This window comes from Pseudomonas sp. Marseille-Q7302 (genome assembly GCF_965111925.1).
Genome location: NZ_CBCOPK010000001.1, coordinates 2,735,652 through 2,749,468 on the forward strand (window position 1 = coordinate 2,735,652; position 13,817 = coordinate 2,749,468).

13 protein-coding genes and 1 pseudogene are annotated in these 13,817 nt (G+C 62.4%); 11 read left to right on the forward strand and 3 right to left on the reverse strand.

Going from position 1 to position 13,817, the window contains the following annotated elements; all coding sequences use genetic code 11:
* Nucleotides 1–304 precede the first annotated feature (304 nt).
* The 3 genes from ACWPW1_RS12820 (at nucleotide 305) to ACWPW1_RS12830 (ending at nucleotide 3,032) form a co-directional block, all read left to right on the forward strand.
* Nucleotides 305–1,171, forward strand: coding sequence for an ion channel (locus ACWPW1_RS12820; protein ID WP_454253097.1), 867 nt, complete (start codon nucleotides 305–307; stop codon nucleotides 1,169–1,171).
* The gene (locus ACWPW1_RS12825) at nucleotides 1,171–1,995 is read left to right on the forward strand and encodes a hypothetical protein (RefSeq protein WP_454253098.1); all 825 of its coding nucleotides are present in this window, start codon (nucleotides 1,171–1,173) and stop codon (nucleotides 1,993–1,995) included. Before ACWPW1_RS12820 ends, ACWPW1_RS12825 begins: the two co-directional genes overlap by 1 nt.
* A gap of 413 nt (nucleotides 1,996–2,408) precedes the next feature.
* Nucleotides 2,409–3,032 carry a VOC family protein gene (locus tag ACWPW1_RS12830; protein WP_454253099.1) on the forward strand — a complete coding sequence of 208 codons (624 nt, stop codon included), beginning with the start codon at nucleotides 2,409–2,411 and terminating at the stop codon, nucleotides 3,030–3,032.
* A 34-nt stretch (nucleotides 3,033–3,066) separates the two neighbouring features.
* Here ACWPW1_RS12830 and ACWPW1_RS12835 read toward each other — a convergent pair whose 3' ends face one another.
* From ACWPW1_RS12835 to ACWPW1_RS12845, 3 genes and pseudogenes are all read right to left on the reverse strand, one after another.
* Nucleotides 3,067–4,296, reverse strand: coding sequence for an HD-GYP domain-containing protein (locus ACWPW1_RS12835; protein WP_313648474.1), 1,230 nt, complete (start codon nucleotides 4,294–4,296; stop codon nucleotides 3,067–3,069).
* A 356-nt stretch (nucleotides 4,297–4,652) separates the two neighbouring features.
* Entirely contained in the window at nucleotides 4,653–5,537 is an 885-nt protein-coding gene (locus ACWPW1_RS12840; protein ID WP_423815093.1) for a methyl-accepting chemotaxis protein, read from the reverse strand.
* Nucleotides 5,511–6,281, reverse strand: a pseudogene (locus tag ACWPW1_RS12845) (MCP four helix bundle domain-containing protein); the annotation flags it as partial. The pseudogene ACWPW1_RS12845 and the gene ACWPW1_RS12840, both read right to left, overlap by 27 nt.
* Nucleotides 6,282–6,557: 276 nt before the next feature.
* On the opposite strand from ACWPW1_RS12845, the gene ACWPW1_RS12850 reads away from it, so the two are divergent.
* The 8 genes from ACWPW1_RS12850 (at nucleotide 6,558) to ACWPW1_RS12885 (ending at nucleotide 13,805) form a co-directional block, all read left to right on the forward strand.
* Complete coding sequence (locus ACWPW1_RS12850) at nucleotides 6,558–7,559, forward strand: substrate-binding domain-containing protein (RefSeq protein WP_454253100.1); 1,002 nt, start codon at nucleotides 6,558–6,560, stop codon at nucleotides 7,557–7,559.
* Nucleotides 7,556–8,569: an ABC transporter substrate-binding protein gene (locus ACWPW1_RS12855; RefSeq protein WP_454253101.1), complete on the forward strand. Its 1,014-nt coding sequence runs from the start codon at nucleotides 7,556–7,558 to the stop codon at nucleotides 8,567–8,569. The genes ACWPW1_RS12850 and ACWPW1_RS12855 overlap by 4 nt, the downstream gene beginning before the upstream one ends.
* Nucleotide 8,570: 1 nt before the next feature.
* On the forward strand, nucleotides 8,571–9,428 hold the full coding sequence (locus tag ACWPW1_RS12860) for an ABC transporter permease (protein ID WP_271655076.1): 858 nt from the start codon (nucleotides 8,571–8,573) through the stop codon (nucleotides 9,426–9,428).
* On the forward strand, nucleotides 9,425–10,219 hold the full coding sequence (locus tag ACWPW1_RS12865; protein ID WP_017641248.1) for an ABC transporter permease: 795 nt from the start codon (nucleotides 9,425–9,427) through the stop codon (nucleotides 10,217–10,219). The genes ACWPW1_RS12860 and ACWPW1_RS12865 overlap by 4 nt, the downstream gene beginning before the upstream one ends.
* On the forward strand, nucleotides 10,216–11,247 hold the full coding sequence (locus ACWPW1_RS12870; RefSeq protein WP_454253102.1) for an ABC transporter ATP-binding protein: 1,032 nt from the start codon (nucleotides 10,216–10,218) through the stop codon (nucleotides 11,245–11,247). Before ACWPW1_RS12865 ends, ACWPW1_RS12870 begins: the two co-directional genes overlap by 4 nt.
* 12 nt (nucleotides 11,248–11,259) lie before the next feature.
* Nucleotides 11,260–12,087: a phosphodiesterase gene (locus ACWPW1_RS12875; RefSeq protein ID WP_454253103.1), complete on the forward strand. Its 828-nt coding sequence runs from the start codon at nucleotides 11,260–11,262 to the stop codon at nucleotides 12,085–12,087.
* 184 nt (nucleotides 12,088–12,271) lie between these two features.
* Entirely contained in the window at nucleotides 12,272–12,958 is a 687-nt protein-coding gene (locus ACWPW1_RS12880) for a GntR family transcriptional regulator (protein ID WP_313648481.1), read from the forward strand.
* A 40-nt stretch (nucleotides 12,959–12,998) separates the two neighbouring features.
* Nucleotides 12,999–13,805, forward strand: coding sequence for an ABC transporter substrate-binding protein (locus ACWPW1_RS12885; RefSeq protein ID WP_454253104.1), 807 nt, complete (start codon nucleotides 12,999–13,001; stop codon nucleotides 13,803–13,805).
* Nucleotides 13,806–13,817 lie beyond the last annotated feature (12 nt).

Here is a 13,817-nt window from a genome sequence, read left to right on the forward strand (position 1 = left end):
TCAAGATAAGCATTCCTATATAAATATAAATTAGCTAGACCCTAATAAAATCACCATTTGAATAATTTCAATACTCACCACAGCAAGATCAAGAAAAGTCTATAGCAATATAAATTGCCAAACCGATTTAGGAACCCTTCTACAGGCCAAAGCAACTAACCCATTATTAAATAAGATTGGAGCAATGCAAATAAAGACCAAACCATTAGCACGTCTAAGTCAGCCGAAGGACATTATCCAACAAGCCTGTAAGTACTGTAACTCAAATAAAATAACCGTCAAAATTTAAAAAAGAGCCACTCGAATGTATAAGAAAATTAAGAGCCAAACGGTAAAAATTATAAAAAACTACTTCTCCACACCAATGAGCCGAAAGCTCAGCGTAGAGGAACCGGTAAAAACTATTATCAAGGCTAGCGAATTAGCATCACTCGATGAGATTTCTTTAGCTTTTATTGATTTTGATAATTCAGATAAAAAAGTTTGGAAGATTTCAGACAAGCTTTTCTCAAAATGTATTTTTTCGCAAAAGATCATAGCAAATATCGATTTTCAAAATTGCACTTTTAAAGGCTGCGCATTTAATAATGCGTTATTTCTAGAAGTTGAATTTCACAATTGTAATTTTTACGAATGTCATTTTTACAAAGCCAAATTCAAAGAAACCTATATCGACCCAGACTGCCTACACTTTTCTAGCAAGTGGAAATGGCATAGAGCCAATGTCAACTCAGGCTTATTTCAATCCCTATATCACAATTCAAAATCCATGCACCAGGAAAATTTTGCAATGCGAGCAGATAGAAGCTTTCAGTTCTATAGACGATATCAACTGCTTTACGAAGAAAATCCAAACTTCAAAGGATTCTTACAAAGCCTCCTATTCGATTACCTACTTGGCAGCGGATATGGGATAAAAAACAGCCTCATAATTACAATTCTCGGAATCCTTGGATTTGCATGGCTTTTAGAGGACAAAATTACACCTGAAAGCAATAATTTTCTCGAGGCCGTATATTTTACGGTTGTGTCATTGACCACTGCTGGTTACGGGGATTTTTCTCCAACCCACAAAATGCTTCCGATGTTAATCACGACGTGCCTACTACTTTCATCTGTTGCCTGGTGTGCGGTTGTCACTGCAATTATCGTTAAGAGGATAGTTAAATAGTGACCCATCTGATTATTCAATGCGGATCCACCGCGAGGGGCGATTCAAACTACAACAGCGATGTAGACTTAGTTTGCCTCTGGTCAGGTAGCCCGCCCAACTTTAGCAAACTCAAAAAGCAGTACGGCGAGCTGACATTTTACTCACTAGCAACAATCAATCGCATGCGCACCAAAGGATCTTTATTTCTTACTCACCTAGATATCGATGGCATTTTTATCGATGGAGACGAAGAGTTAGCCAGAAGCTATAAAGGATTTCGCCCTTCAAATAAGCAAGTAAGTAAATCATATAAAAGCACAGAAAAAGCAATAACTAAAGTGCAGTGGTTTCCTGACAGCGCCCTTGGAGAGCTCTGGCTATACGACATTCTTTATGTTGCACTTAGAAATTATGTCTACTGTAGAAATGCCAGCTCTGGCATTTACACATTTGGTTATGTTGACGCTTTAACAGCATACGGATTAACCCTCGATCAAATCGCCACGATGCTCTTCCTAAGAGAAGGAAAATATCGGTACAGAGCATCGACAATAGAAGCGTCGAAGGGAAATGACAGAGTCGACATTGAATTGGCCTCTGACGCATGCCTTGCCATTCTTTCTAAAGTTATTCACGTGACACGAGGCGGAAAAACAAACTGGACGGACTTGTCTAAAAGGGATTACTGGAGTGAAAGATTAATAGAAAGAGCCATAATCAACAACGAGCATAACGACGATAAGTTTATGCTCAAAATTAAACAGCATAGCTATAATAAAATTTCTCTCAAGGCTGACATTTCCAGAATAATAGAGATGCACACACTTAACCCCATAAATTGATCAAAAACCACATACTCACCAGCTTAGTAATGACAGACACTTCCTACAAAAAGCAGAACCTACCAACTCAAATAATGAATTACTGAACATTAACATTATTACCTCGCAAGCACATCACAACAACGCCTTCTGCGGCACCATACAACCCGCAAATATCATCACTGCGAAATCAGACTCTTATTGCACCAATACATGACTGAGCTCATAATATATTTTGATTAGAGCACAAACTACCTGCAGGGCAAGCTAGTAGACATCAAGCGGAGCCCCGCTTTATTTATGCTAGATTTAAAGGGAGATCATGAAGACATGTAAGCATTGGGTCGTATACCTTCTTGCTCTAGGCTCCAAGCAAAACTACTAGCGTCGGGCTGGCTACAAGACATCAAACCTCTCCCGATCAGGAGCCGCCCATGAGAGTTTCACGCCTGGATCATCTGGTCGTCGTGGCCCCGACGCTCGCCGCAGGCGCCCAGTACGTCGAAGAACGACTCGGGGTAGTGATGCAGCCAGGCGGCAAGCATCCGCGCATGGGTACCCATAACCTCTTGCTGCGCCTGGGCGACTGCTATCTGGAGGTCATCGCCCCGGACCCCGACGCGCCGGCGCCGACCAGACCCCGATGGTTTGGCCTGGATGATCTGGCGCCTCGGACTGCCCCCTGCCTGGCGCACTGGGTCGCGCGGACCCAGCGGCTTGATCGCGCGGACGCTAGCCTCACGCAGACCTTCGGCACCATCGAATCGATGAGCAGAGGCACGCTTTCCTGGCAGATATCGATCCATGCCGATGGACACTTGCCGCTGGGAGGGATGCTACCCAGCCTGATCGACTGGGGCGACGCCCAGCATCCCGCGCGAGGGCTGACTGACAGGGGTTGTCAGTTGCAGCGCCTGGAACTCAGGCATCCTGATCCGGCATTGCTCAGGCAACAGCTGGAGGCTATCGGATTTTCCGGACCCGTCGCTGTGATACCTGGCGATGGATCTGGCTTGCTGGCCTGTATCGAAACACCACGGGGCCCAAAAACCCTTTGATGCCAGGCCCTAGGGTGGCCGATCAGCTCGCCACTCAGGTCGGCACCACCAGGCCCTTGTCCCGGTAGCTGTCGATGTCGATCCCGTAGGCACCAGAGGGCTTTACCGAGCGGACAATGATCAGACGGTCAGCGGCATCCCGCGGATTGCGCGCCAGATCGAGCACCTGTTCCGGCCGTGGCTGCTTGTCGGCGTCAAGGACGAGCAGGACCCGCGGCTTCAGTTTGCTGCCGGTTTCGAAGCCGATGATGATCCCGACCTCCCCGGTGCTCAGTTCGACGATTTCGCCGGGTGGGTAGACGCCAATCAACTGGATGAAGGCGAGGACGACCGTTTCGTCGAATTGCGTGCCCTTGGCTTCGAAGAGAATACGCAGAGCTTCCAGGCTCGACCGCCCTTCGCTGTAGGCCCTGTCGCTGGTGATGGCATCGTAGGCATCCACCACGGCGATGATCTTGGCCTTGAAGGGGATGCGCTGCGCCGGCAGCTTTCGGGGATAGCCCAGGCCATCCATGCGCTCGTGGTGGGTATAGGCGACATCGACGGCCGCGGGCGGCACCTCGCGGTTGGCCATCAGCAGCTGCCAGCCGTAGGTGGTATGGGCTTGCATGATGAGGAATTCCTCATCGGTCAAGCGACCCGGCTTGTTGAGGATCTCGTCGGGAACCTTGATCTTGCCAACGTCGTGCAGTATGCCGCACATGCCGAGCTCTTCGAGCTCAAGCGGCAACATGCCCAGTTCCTTGCCCAGGGCGATGGCATAGAGGGCTACGCGCAGGCAATGCTCCGCCGTGTATTCGTCACGGTGCTTGATGCGCGCCAACCAGAGGCTGGCTGCCGGGTGCTTGAGGACACTCTCGACGCACTCGCCGATCGCCTGGCGCACTTCGCCGACATCGAGCTCCTTGCCGAACCTGACGGCATCCAGCATCCGCCTCGACACCGCCTGGGCTTCGCGCCACATCGGCTCGGCGACATTGACCGCCTCCCGATAGTCGATGGCATAGGTTTTCGCCTGGGCACCTACCGCCTGAGCACCTGCCGCCTGGGCGGTCGAGAGCGGGGTCAGCGACCTGTTCTGACGCCGATCAACCCAGACGAACTCGCAGGTTTCCTGCAGGGTGCGGATATCCTGCACGCTCTGGATGGGAAACCCCTGGAACAGAAAGGGCGTGCCTTCCCATGGGCGATCCAGTTCGCAGACGTACATGCCCAGTTGCAGCTGGGTGACAGGTACTCTGATGCTGTATTGGGGCAGCGCCATGGTTTCTCTACGAGAGCGTCGGGTGCGGATCTAATAGGTATTACAATAACCATTGATACCAAAAAGCCATCATCTATGGAAGTGAGCGGACGGCTTGAGCCGATGAGCCGGCAGAAATGAGTCGCCAGAGGCATATCATCGGATAGCCGCAGGCCAGGGTGACGCACTGCTACCCAAGGTGGAGCCGGCATCTCTCACCTCCGGTACCCACCGTGATGCCCGGGCCAGCCGCTTCATGGCCTACCTCCTCGCGGAACAGCAGCCCGCCTCAGGCAGTACGGCCACTCGCCCCAGACCGGGGATGCCCACTCACGCGGTCAGGCGCGCAGCCCAGCTGCGCGCCCGTCCCCACTCACTCACGCCAGCTTGAAACGGCGCACCAGGGTCTGCAGCTCCCCGGCCAGTTCGGACAGTTGCTCGCTGGCGCCCACGGTTTCGCGATTGCCGTCGCTGGTCTGCACCGACAGGTCGCGGATGCTGATGAGGTTGCGGTCGACCTCGCGGGAGACGTGGGCCTGCTCTTCGGAGGCGGTGGCGATCTGCAGGTTGCGCTCGTCGATCAGGCGCACGGCTTGGAGGATGTCGTTCAGCGCCCGGCCGGCTTCCTGGGCCACCTCGTAGGTGGCCTGGGCCTGGTTGGTGCTGAGCTGCATGGAGTCCACGGCTTCCGCGGAGCCCTTCTGGATTGCCTGGATCATCTGCTCGATCTCGCGGGTCGAGGTCTGGGTACGGTGCGCCAGGGCGCGGACCTCATCGGCGACGACGGCGAAGCCACGGCCCTGCTCGCCGGCCCGCGCCGCCTCGATGGCCGCGTTGAGCGCCAGCAGGTTGGTCTGCTCGGCAATGGAGCCGATCACGCTCAGCACCTGGCTGATGTCCTGTGCTTGCCCGGCCAGGCCTTCGACCTGAACCGACGTCGACTGCACCTGCTGGGTGAGGCGCTGCATGGCGTCCAGCGCCTGGCCGACCTTGGCATTGCCGTTTTCCGCGGCCGCACTGGAATCCCGCGCGGCCTGGGAGGTGGAGGAAGCGTTGCGCGCCACCTCTTCGACCGCAGCGCTCATCTCGGTGACCGCGGTGGCGGCCTGGTCGATCTCGGCGTTCTGGCTGGACAGCGCACGGCTGGCCTGGTCGGTGACCGCGTTCATGGTGCGGGCGGTTTCGCTCAGGCGCCCGGAGGATCGGGAGATGCCGTGCAGGGTGTCCTTGAGGTTGTCCTGCATCTGCGCCAGGGCGCGCATGAGGCCAGCGGCCTCGTCCGCACCGCTTGGATCGATCTTGCCGGTGAGCTCGCCCTTGGCGATGGCGTTGGCCACGGCCAGGGAATCTCCGATGGGTTGGGCCAGGCTGCGGGTCAGGCGCCAGGCCAGCAGCAGGGTCACCACGACTGCCAGCAGCATGATGCCGACGGTGATGCGCACACTGTGCTCATAGATGCCCAACGCGGCCTGGCTGGCCTGGCGGGCACCTTCGCTGTTGAATTCGCGCAGCGCGGTCAGTCGTTCCTGATAGCCCTCCGCGCGCAGGCGCTGGTCACCGTTGGCCAGCTTGAGCGCCTCGTTGCGGTCGGTACCGACCAAGGTGACGACGTGTTCCAGCCCTTCCAGATAGGCCTTCATCTGCAGGGCTGCCTGCTCGAAGTTGGTCCGCTCTTCAGGGGTCGAAACCAGGTGCTCCCGGTAGTAGGCCGTGCGGGCGTTCATCACGTCGCGATTCATCTGGATCTGCCGGGTCGCGATGGCCATGGCCGCGCTGTCTTCGCTGGCCAGCAGGCGGATGCTTTCCAGGCGGGTATGCAGCAGCGCGATTTGGATGTCGTCGGTGGTCTGGACGCTCGCCAGCCATTCGGCCTCCATCGCCTGTTCGGTCGCCCGCAAGGCATTGAGCTGGAACAGGGCGAACACCCCGAGCAGCATCACGAACAGGGTGACCGCACCAAAGCAGAGGGCGGCGCGGGGGGCAATGCGTAGCGAGCGAAGGTTCAAGACGGGCTCCTTGAGATCAGCGAAAGGCGATCCTCTAACGCCCTAAGATCGACTGACTATTTCCTTTCTTTAGCGCGATTTTTATTTATGCGCTGATTAAATCTGACTATCTGACTGACTATTCTGGTCGTGGCTTGATCCTGACCGAAACAAGGCGTCTGGTCCCCGCACACCGTTCTTGTTCGTGGCGTCGAAACTTCATCTCCCTGTCATCGAAACGACATTCGTAGCCCTCACTGTCTGCCCTCAATGAGATCGATCTCAAACGAGGCAGGCATGACCGATCTGAAACAGGTAGCGCAACAGGCAGGCGTCTCCCGGGCCACCGCGGCGCGGGCCTTCGCCACGCCCGAACAGGTGCGCGAGAGCACCCGGCAGCGGGTGCTGGACGCCGCGCGTAGCCTCAACTTCCGGCCCAACCTGCTGGGTCGCCAGCTGCGCCAGCAGAGCACCCGTCTGATCGGCGTGGTGGTGCCCAGCCTGCTCAACCCGGTGTTCGCCGAGCAGCTGCAGGCCATGGAGCGCACCGCCCGTAGCCAGGGCTATTCCCTGGTGATCGCCACCACCGATTACCAGCTCGAGCGCGAGGCGGCGGTGGTGGAAGAACTCTTGCGCCAGCGCGTCGCCGGGCTGGTGCTGACGGTGGCCGATGCCGACCGCAGCCAGGTGCTGGCCGAGCTGAGCCGGGAACAGACGCCCTTCATCCTGGCCTACCACGAACCCCAGCGCCCCTATGCGGCGGTGGCGGTGGACAACCGCCAGGGCATGGCCATGGCCACCGAGCACCTGCTCGCCCTGGGTCACCAACGCATCGCCCTGGTCTCGGGGCCGGCCCAGCAATCGGATCGCAGCGAGCGGCGCTTCACCGGCTATTGCCAGGCGATGGACGCGGCCGCCCTGCCCCTGCTGCCGCGCCTGGAGCTGGCCAGCCATACCGATGCCGACTGGGCGGAGCTGGCCCCACTGCTGGAGCGTCATGCCCCGACCGCCCTGCTCTGCACCAACGACCTGCTGGCCATCAGCGTCATCGCCGAGCTGCAGCGGCATGGGCTATCCGTCCCCGACGACCTCTCGGTGGTGGGCTTCGATGGCATCGCCATGGGCGCCCGCCTGGAACCCAGCCTGTGCAGTGTCATGCAGCCGCTGCAGAGCCTGGGCGCCGTGCTCGTCACCGAATTGCTGGCGCTGATCGCTGGCAGCCCCATCCACCAGCAGTGCCTGCCCTGCCTCGTCCGTCCCGGCACCAGTGCCGGTCCCTTGAAGGAGCCTTGCCGATGAAATCCCGATTCCCCTTGCGTCGTCTCCTGGCCGGTGTGGCCCTGGCTTGCGGTCTGGCCAGCGCCCAGGCCGCCGAAACCGCCATCTGCTACAACTGCCCGCTGGAATGGGCCGACTGGGGTGCCCAGCTCAAGGCCATCGCCGCCGATACCGGCATCCAGGTGCCCCAGGACAACAAGAACTCCGGCCAGTCCCTGGCCCAGCTGGTGGCCGAACGCGAAGCACCGGTGGCCGACGTCGTCTACTACGGGGTGACCTTTGGCATCCAGGCCGACAAGGCCGGGGTGCTGCAGCCCTATCAGCCCAAGCACTGGGACCAGGTCCCCACTGGCCTCAAGGATCCCAAGGGCCAGTGGACCGCCATTCACTCCGGCACCCTCGGTTTCATGGTCAATACCCAGGCCCTGGGCGGCAAGCCGGTACCCCAGCGCTGGAGCGATCTGCTCAAGCCCGAGTACCGCGGCCTGGTCGGCTACCTGGATCCCTCCAGCGCCTTCGTCGGCTACGTCACCGCCGTGGCGGTGAACCAGGCCCTGGGCGGCACGCTCGACGACTTCGGCCCGGCGCTGGGCTTCTTCAAGAAGCTGGCGGCCAACGATCCCATCGTGCCCAAGCAGACCGCCTATGCGCGCCTGCTGTCCGGTGAGATCCCGATCCTGGTGGACTACGACTTCAACGCCTATCGCGCCCGCTACAAGGACCAGGCGCCGGTGGCCTTCGTGATTCCCCAGGAAGGCAGCCTGACGGTGCCCTACACCATGAGCCTGGTGAAGGGCGCGCCGCACCGCGCCAACGGCGAGAAGGTGCTGGACTACGTGCTGTCGGACAAGGGCCAGGCGCTCTGGGCCCAGGCCTATCTGCGCCCGGTACGCGACGTGCCGCTGCCTGACGAGGTTAAGGCGCGCTTCCTGCCCGCCGCCGACTATGCCCGCGCCGGCACCGTGGACTACGGCCACATGGCAGCGGTCCAGGAAGCCTTCGCCAAGCGCTACCAGGCCGAGGTGCGCTGAGATGCAGGGCCTCGCCGTCTCCCTCGGGCGCCGCCAGGCGCCGCGTCGGCTACCCTGGCCAGCGCTCGTCGCCCTGGCACCGGCGAGCGCCTTTCTGCTGGCGTTCTGGCTGCTGCCGCTGGCGCAGCTGCTGGTGCTCGGCGCCCGCCCGGACGCCGCCGGCAGCTCCGGCTACTGGCAGGTGCTGACCAGCGCCGGCTATCTGTCCGGGCTCGCCCAGACGGTGGTCCTGGCCGCCGTCACCACCCTGGCCACCCTGGTGGTGGCCGGCATCACCGGCTGCTTCCTGGCGCGCCATGCCTTCGCCGGACGCAGCCTGCTGGTGGCGCTGCTGACCTTTCCGCTGGCCTTTCCCGGCGTGGTGGTGGGCTTTTTGATCATCCTGCTGGGCGGCCGCCAGGGTCTGTTCGCCGGCCTTGGGCGCAGCCTGTTCGATGAACCCTGGGTGTTCGCCTATTCGCTGTTCGGGCTCTTTCTGGGCTATCTCTATTTTTCCATCCCGCGGGTGATCCTCACGGTGATGGCAGCCTGCGAAACCCTCGACACCAGTCTGGAAGAAGCGGCCCGCTCCCTGGGCGCCGGGCTCTTTGCCGTGGTGCGCGATGTGCTGATCCCCGGTCTGACCCCAGCCCTGCTGTCCAGCGGCGCGCTCTGCTTCGCCACCGCCATGGGCGCCTTCGGCACCGCCTTCACCCTCGGCACGCGCCTGGCGGTAACGCCCATCGCCATCTACGACACCTTCACCAACTTCGCCAACTTCGGCGTGGCGGCAGCGCTCTCGGTGGTGCTCGGCCTCGTGACCTGGCTGGTCCTGCTGCTGGCCCGGCGCCTCGGCGGCGCCCAGGGAGACCTGCGATGAATCGCCCCCTGCGTTTCTGGCTGCAACTGCTGTTCACCCTGCTGGTGGCCGCCTTCCTATTGGTGCCCGTGCTGCTCTCGGTGCTGGCCGGCCTCACCCGCAACTACTTCCAGGGCCTCGCCAGTGGCCTGACCCTCGACTGGGTGATCCAGGTCTGGCAGGCCTATGCCCCCACCGTCTGGCTGTCGCTGCAACTGGCGCTGGGCACGGCGGCCCTCGCGGTCGTGCTCGGTGTCCCCGCGGCCTATGCCCTGGTACGGCTGGACAACCGCTTCGCCCGCGCCTTCGAGGAATTGCTGGTGCTGCCGGTGGCCATGCCCGGCTTCGCCTCGGCCCTGGCGCTGCTGCTGACCTACGGGCACCTTGGCGGCTTTCGCCGCAGCCCGGCGATCATCCTGGTAGGCCACCTGCTGTTCACCCTGCCCTTCCTGATCCGCCCGGTGATGGCGGTGCTCAGACGCAGCCAGTTGCCGCAGCTGGAAGAAGCCGCGGCCAGCCTGGGTGCCGGTCCCTGGCGGCGCTTCTTCGGCGTGGTGGTGCCCAATGCCCGCGCCGGCATCCTCGCCGGCAGCCTCATGGTGATCACCCTCTCGCTGGGCGAATTCAACCTCACCTGGATGCTGCACACGCCCCTGACCAAGACCCTGCCGGTGGGCCTGGCCGACAGCTACGCCTCGGCGCGGCTGGAGGTGGGCTCCGCCTACACCCTGATCTTCCTCTTGCTGATCGTGCCGCTGCTGGTCGCCCTCCAGGCCCTCAGCGCCCGCCTCTCCCGTGGAGCCCTGCGATGACCCAAGGTACCGCCGTTCGCCTGCGCTACTGCGCCAAGACCTTCGCCGGAGGCCGCCAGGTGCTGCAGCCCCTGGACCTCGACATCCACCCGGGCGAGACCCTGGTGTTCCTCGGTCCATCCGGCTGCGGCAAGACCACCACCCTGCGCCTGATCGCCGGCCTGGAGCAGCCCGATGCCGGTGGCCAGGTGTTGTTCGACGACCGTGACGTCACCGCCCTGCCCATCGAGCGCCGCGACGTCGGCATGGTGTTCCAGAACTACGCCCTGTTCCCCAACTTGGACGTGGCCGGCAACATCGCCTACGGCCTGAAGATCCGTGGCCTGACGCGCGCCGATCGCGATGCCCGGGTCGCCGAATTGCTGGCCATGATGCAGCTGGAGGCCCTGGCCGACCGGCGCATCCAGCAGCTGTCCGGTGGTCAGCGCCAGCGAGTGGCCCTGGCCCGCGCCCTGGCGCCACGGCCGCGGGTGCTCTTGTTCGACGAACCCCTGGCAGCCCTGGACGCCCAGTTGCGCGAGCAGCTGCGGGCCGACATCGGCGCCCTGTTGCGCGAGCTGGGTACCACGGCGGTCTATGTCACCCACGACCAGCAGGAGGCCCTGGCGCTGGGCGACCGCATCGTGGTGATGGGCGCCGGGCGCATCGCCCAGATCGGCACGCCAACGCAGATCTACCAGCGCCCGGCCAGTCGCTTCGTGGCTGGTTTCGTCGGCCAGCTCAATCGCTTCGAGGTGCGCAGCCAGACGGGCAACGAGGTGGCCGTCGCGGGCGGTCGCCTGCCCTGGACCGGTTCGGCCAGCACCCTGTTCTGCCGCCCGGAACACCTGGAGCCCAGCACAACGCCTGCGCACCTCGTCGGCATCCTGGTCGGTCAGTTTTTCCAGGGCGCCCATTCGCGGCTGCTGGTGGAAGTGGGCACCGGCCAGCCGCTGCTGGTCGACACCGCCCAGAACGTGCAGGCCCAGCCGGGCGACCTGCTGCACTTGAACGTGCGCCCCGACGCCCTCTTCACCCTGGCGTCCTGATCGGAGAATCTCATGCACGAACCCTTCCTCCTGGCCCAGCTCAGCGACCTGCACATCAAGGCCGGCGGTCGGCTGTCCTACGGCGTGGTCGATACCCTCGGCGCGCTGCGCATCGCGGTGAGCCACCTCAACGCCCTGCAGCCGCGCCCGGATGCCCTGGTCATCACCGGCGACCTGGTGGACTTCGGCACCCCCGAGGAATACGCCACCCTGCGTGAAGTACTGGCCGAACTGGTCATGCCCTTCTTCGTCATCCCCGGCAACCACGACGACCGCGCCGCCCTGCGCGCCGCCTTCGCCGACCACCGTTATCTACCGACCCAGGGCACCCTGGACTGGCGGCAGGACTGCGGCCCGCTGCGGCTGATCGGCCTGGATACCCATATTCCCGGCGAGCACGGCGGTCGTCTCGATGCCTCTCAGCTGGCCTGGCTCGACGACCAGCTCAGCCAGGCGCCCGCGCAGCCGACCCTGGTGCTCCTGCATCACCCGCCCTTCCCGGTCGGCATCGGCCATATGGATCGCATCGGTCTGGACGGCAGCGCCGAGCTGGAAGCCGTCATCCGCCGTCATCCCCAAGTGGAGCGGCTGCTTTGCGGGCATCTGCACCGGCTGATCCAGCGCCGCTTCGGCGGCACCCTGGCCTGCGTCTGTCCCGGCGTGTCACACCAGGTCGACCTGGACCTGCGCGAGGCGGCCCCTTCGCGCTTCCGCCTGGAGCCGCCGGGGCTGCTGCTGCATCGTTGGGCGGAGGAGGCCCTGGTGACCCACCATCTGCCGCTGGGCAACTACCCGGGGCCCTACCCCTTCTTCGCCGCCGATGGCCAGTTGCTGGACTGACGCCAGCGGCCGCCCCGTTTCGGGTCCTCGGGTAGCAAAGGCCCCCAGCGGCGAACCAGAGCGGTGCAAAAGGTAACGGCGGCCACCAGGCGCTCAGGCTCCCAACCCAGCACTGGCGCGCCTTGCCCTCCCTGGCATGGCCCTTCCTCTGGCAGATTGGATACAAAAATCCAGGAAGCCAGCCATGCCGCTCTCCGCCCTGTCCCGCTCCGCCGCCCTGAGCGCCGAAGAAGAGGCCTATCGCCACCTGCTGCAGGCCATCTGCGCCGGGCGCTATCGCAACGGCGAGCGCCTGATCGCCGAGGACATCGCCACCACCCTGGGCATGAGTCGCATGCCGGTGCGCAGCGCCTTCCAGCGCCTGGCCGCCGAGGGCCTGGTGATCCTCCGGCCGCACCGCGGCGCGGTGGTCAGCGGGCTGGACCTGGACGACATGCGCGAGGTGTTCGAGATGCGTGGCGCCCTGGAAGGGCTGGCAATCCGCCTGGCCACGCCCCATGTCGGGCCGCGCGAGATGACCCGCCTGGAACGTTTGCTGGAAGACCTGGACGACGAGCAGGAACCCGGCGCCTGGGTCGCCCAGCACCGCGCCTTCCATGAATACCTGTGCAGCCTGGCCGCCCGCCCGCGGCTGCTGCGCCAGATCAACGGCCTCTACGCCCTGATCGAGCCGCACATGCAGCTCTGGCTGCACGCCGACCGCCCCCAGTCGGCGCGTGACGAACACGCGCCTATCCTTGCCGCCCTGCGCGCCGGAGACGCCGTCGAGGCCGAACGGGTACTGCGCGAGCACATCGAGGGCACGGTGCCCGATCTGCTGACCTTTATCGAACGATCGGGCGACCAGACCCGACCTGAGCCCCCGCGTTGAGCCATCCGCCCTGCCAACCCCTGTCCTTCCGGAGAAGACCATGACCCGCCACCGGCTTTCCTGCAGTCTGCTCGCCCTGACCCTCGTCGCCGGCTTGACCCAGGCCGCCCCCCAGATCCCCGACCGCCTGGCTAAGGCGTCCAAGATCACCTATTGCGGCGCCCTCGATACCCCGCCGATCGGCTTCTTCGACGAAGCCCAGAAGCCCAAGGGCCTGACCGTCGACCTTGGCGCCGAGATCGCCAAGCGCCTTGGCGACAAGAAGGTCGACTGGCGCGTGGTGCCCTTCTCGGGGCTGATCCCGGCGCTGCTCGCCGGTCAGTGCGATGTGCTCATCGACCAGCTGTTCGACAAGCCCGAGCGCCGCCAGGTGATCGACATCGTCAACTACATGTATTCCAGCCAGGCAGTGGTGGTGCCCAGCGGCAACAAGGCCGGCATCCACACCCTGGACGACCTCGCCGGCAAGAAGGTGGCGGTGCTCAATGGCTCCACCATCCGCACCCTGCTCGACGCCCACAACGAAGAGCTGAAGAAGGCCGGCAAGGCGCCCATGAAGCTGGTGGCCTACAACAGCGACACCGACGCCTTCCAGGCCCTGCGCCTGGGCCAGACCGACGCCTACGGCACCACCGTGGAAACCGCCGCCTACTACCAGGGCGTGGCGCCCGGCCAGTTCGAGACCGGCGTGCCGGCCTTTGCCCGCATCCTCACCGGCGTCGGCGTGCGCAAGGACGACAGCCAGCTCAGCGCGGCCCTCACCCAGATCCTCGCCGACATGAGAGCTGACGGCAGCTACGCCGCGCTCATGGCGAAGTGGCACCTGGAAGGCGACAAGCTCGATTAAAGGATGGCCACG

Excerpts from the sequence above, each read along its gene's own strand:
- ACWPW1_RS12820 (WP_454253097.1), top strand. The coding sequence starts at position 305 with ATGTATAAGAAAATTAAGAGCCAAACGGTAAAAATTATAAAAAACTAC.
- ACWPW1_RS12830 (WP_454253099.1), top strand. The coding sequence starts at position 2,409 with ATGAGAGTTTCACGCCTGGATCATCTGGTCGTCGTGGCCCCGACGCTC.
- ACWPW1_RS12835 (WP_313648474.1), bottom strand. The coding sequence starts at position 4,296 with ATGGCGCTGCCCCAATACAGCATCAGAGTACCTGTCACCCAGCTGCAA.
- ACWPW1_RS12840 (WP_423815093.1), bottom strand. The coding sequence starts at position 5,537 with ATGCGCGCCCTGGCGCAGATGCAGGACAACCTCAAGGACACCCTGCAC.
- ACWPW1_RS12850 (WP_454253100.1), top strand. The coding sequence starts at position 6,558 with ATGACCGATCTGAAACAGGTAGCGCAACAGGCAGGCGTCTCCCGGGCC.
- ACWPW1_RS12855 (WP_454253101.1), top strand. The coding sequence starts at position 7,556 with ATGAAATCCCGATTCCCCTTGCGTCGTCTCCTGGCCGGTGTGGCCCTG.
- ACWPW1_RS12860 (WP_271655076.1), top strand. The coding sequence starts at position 8,571 with ATGCAGGGCCTCGCCGTCTCCCTCGGGCGCCGCCAGGCGCCGCGTCGG.
- ACWPW1_RS12865 (WP_017641248.1), top strand. The coding sequence starts at position 9,425 with ATGAATCGCCCCCTGCGTTTCTGGCTGCAACTGCTGTTCACCCTGCTG.
- ACWPW1_RS12870 (WP_454253102.1), top strand. The coding sequence starts at position 10,216 with ATGACCCAAGGTACCGCCGTTCGCCTGCGCTACTGCGCCAAGACCTTC.
- ACWPW1_RS12875 (WP_454253103.1), top strand. The coding sequence starts at position 11,260 with ATGCACGAACCCTTCCTCCTGGCCCAGCTCAGCGACCTGCACATCAAG.
- ACWPW1_RS12880 (WP_313648481.1), top strand. The coding sequence starts at position 12,272 with ATGCCGCTCTCCGCCCTGTCCCGCTCCGCCGCCCTGAGCGCCGAAGAA.
- ACWPW1_RS12885 (WP_454253104.1), top strand. The coding sequence starts at position 12,999 with ATGACCCGCCACCGGCTTTCCTGCAGTCTGCTCGCCCTGACCCTCGTC.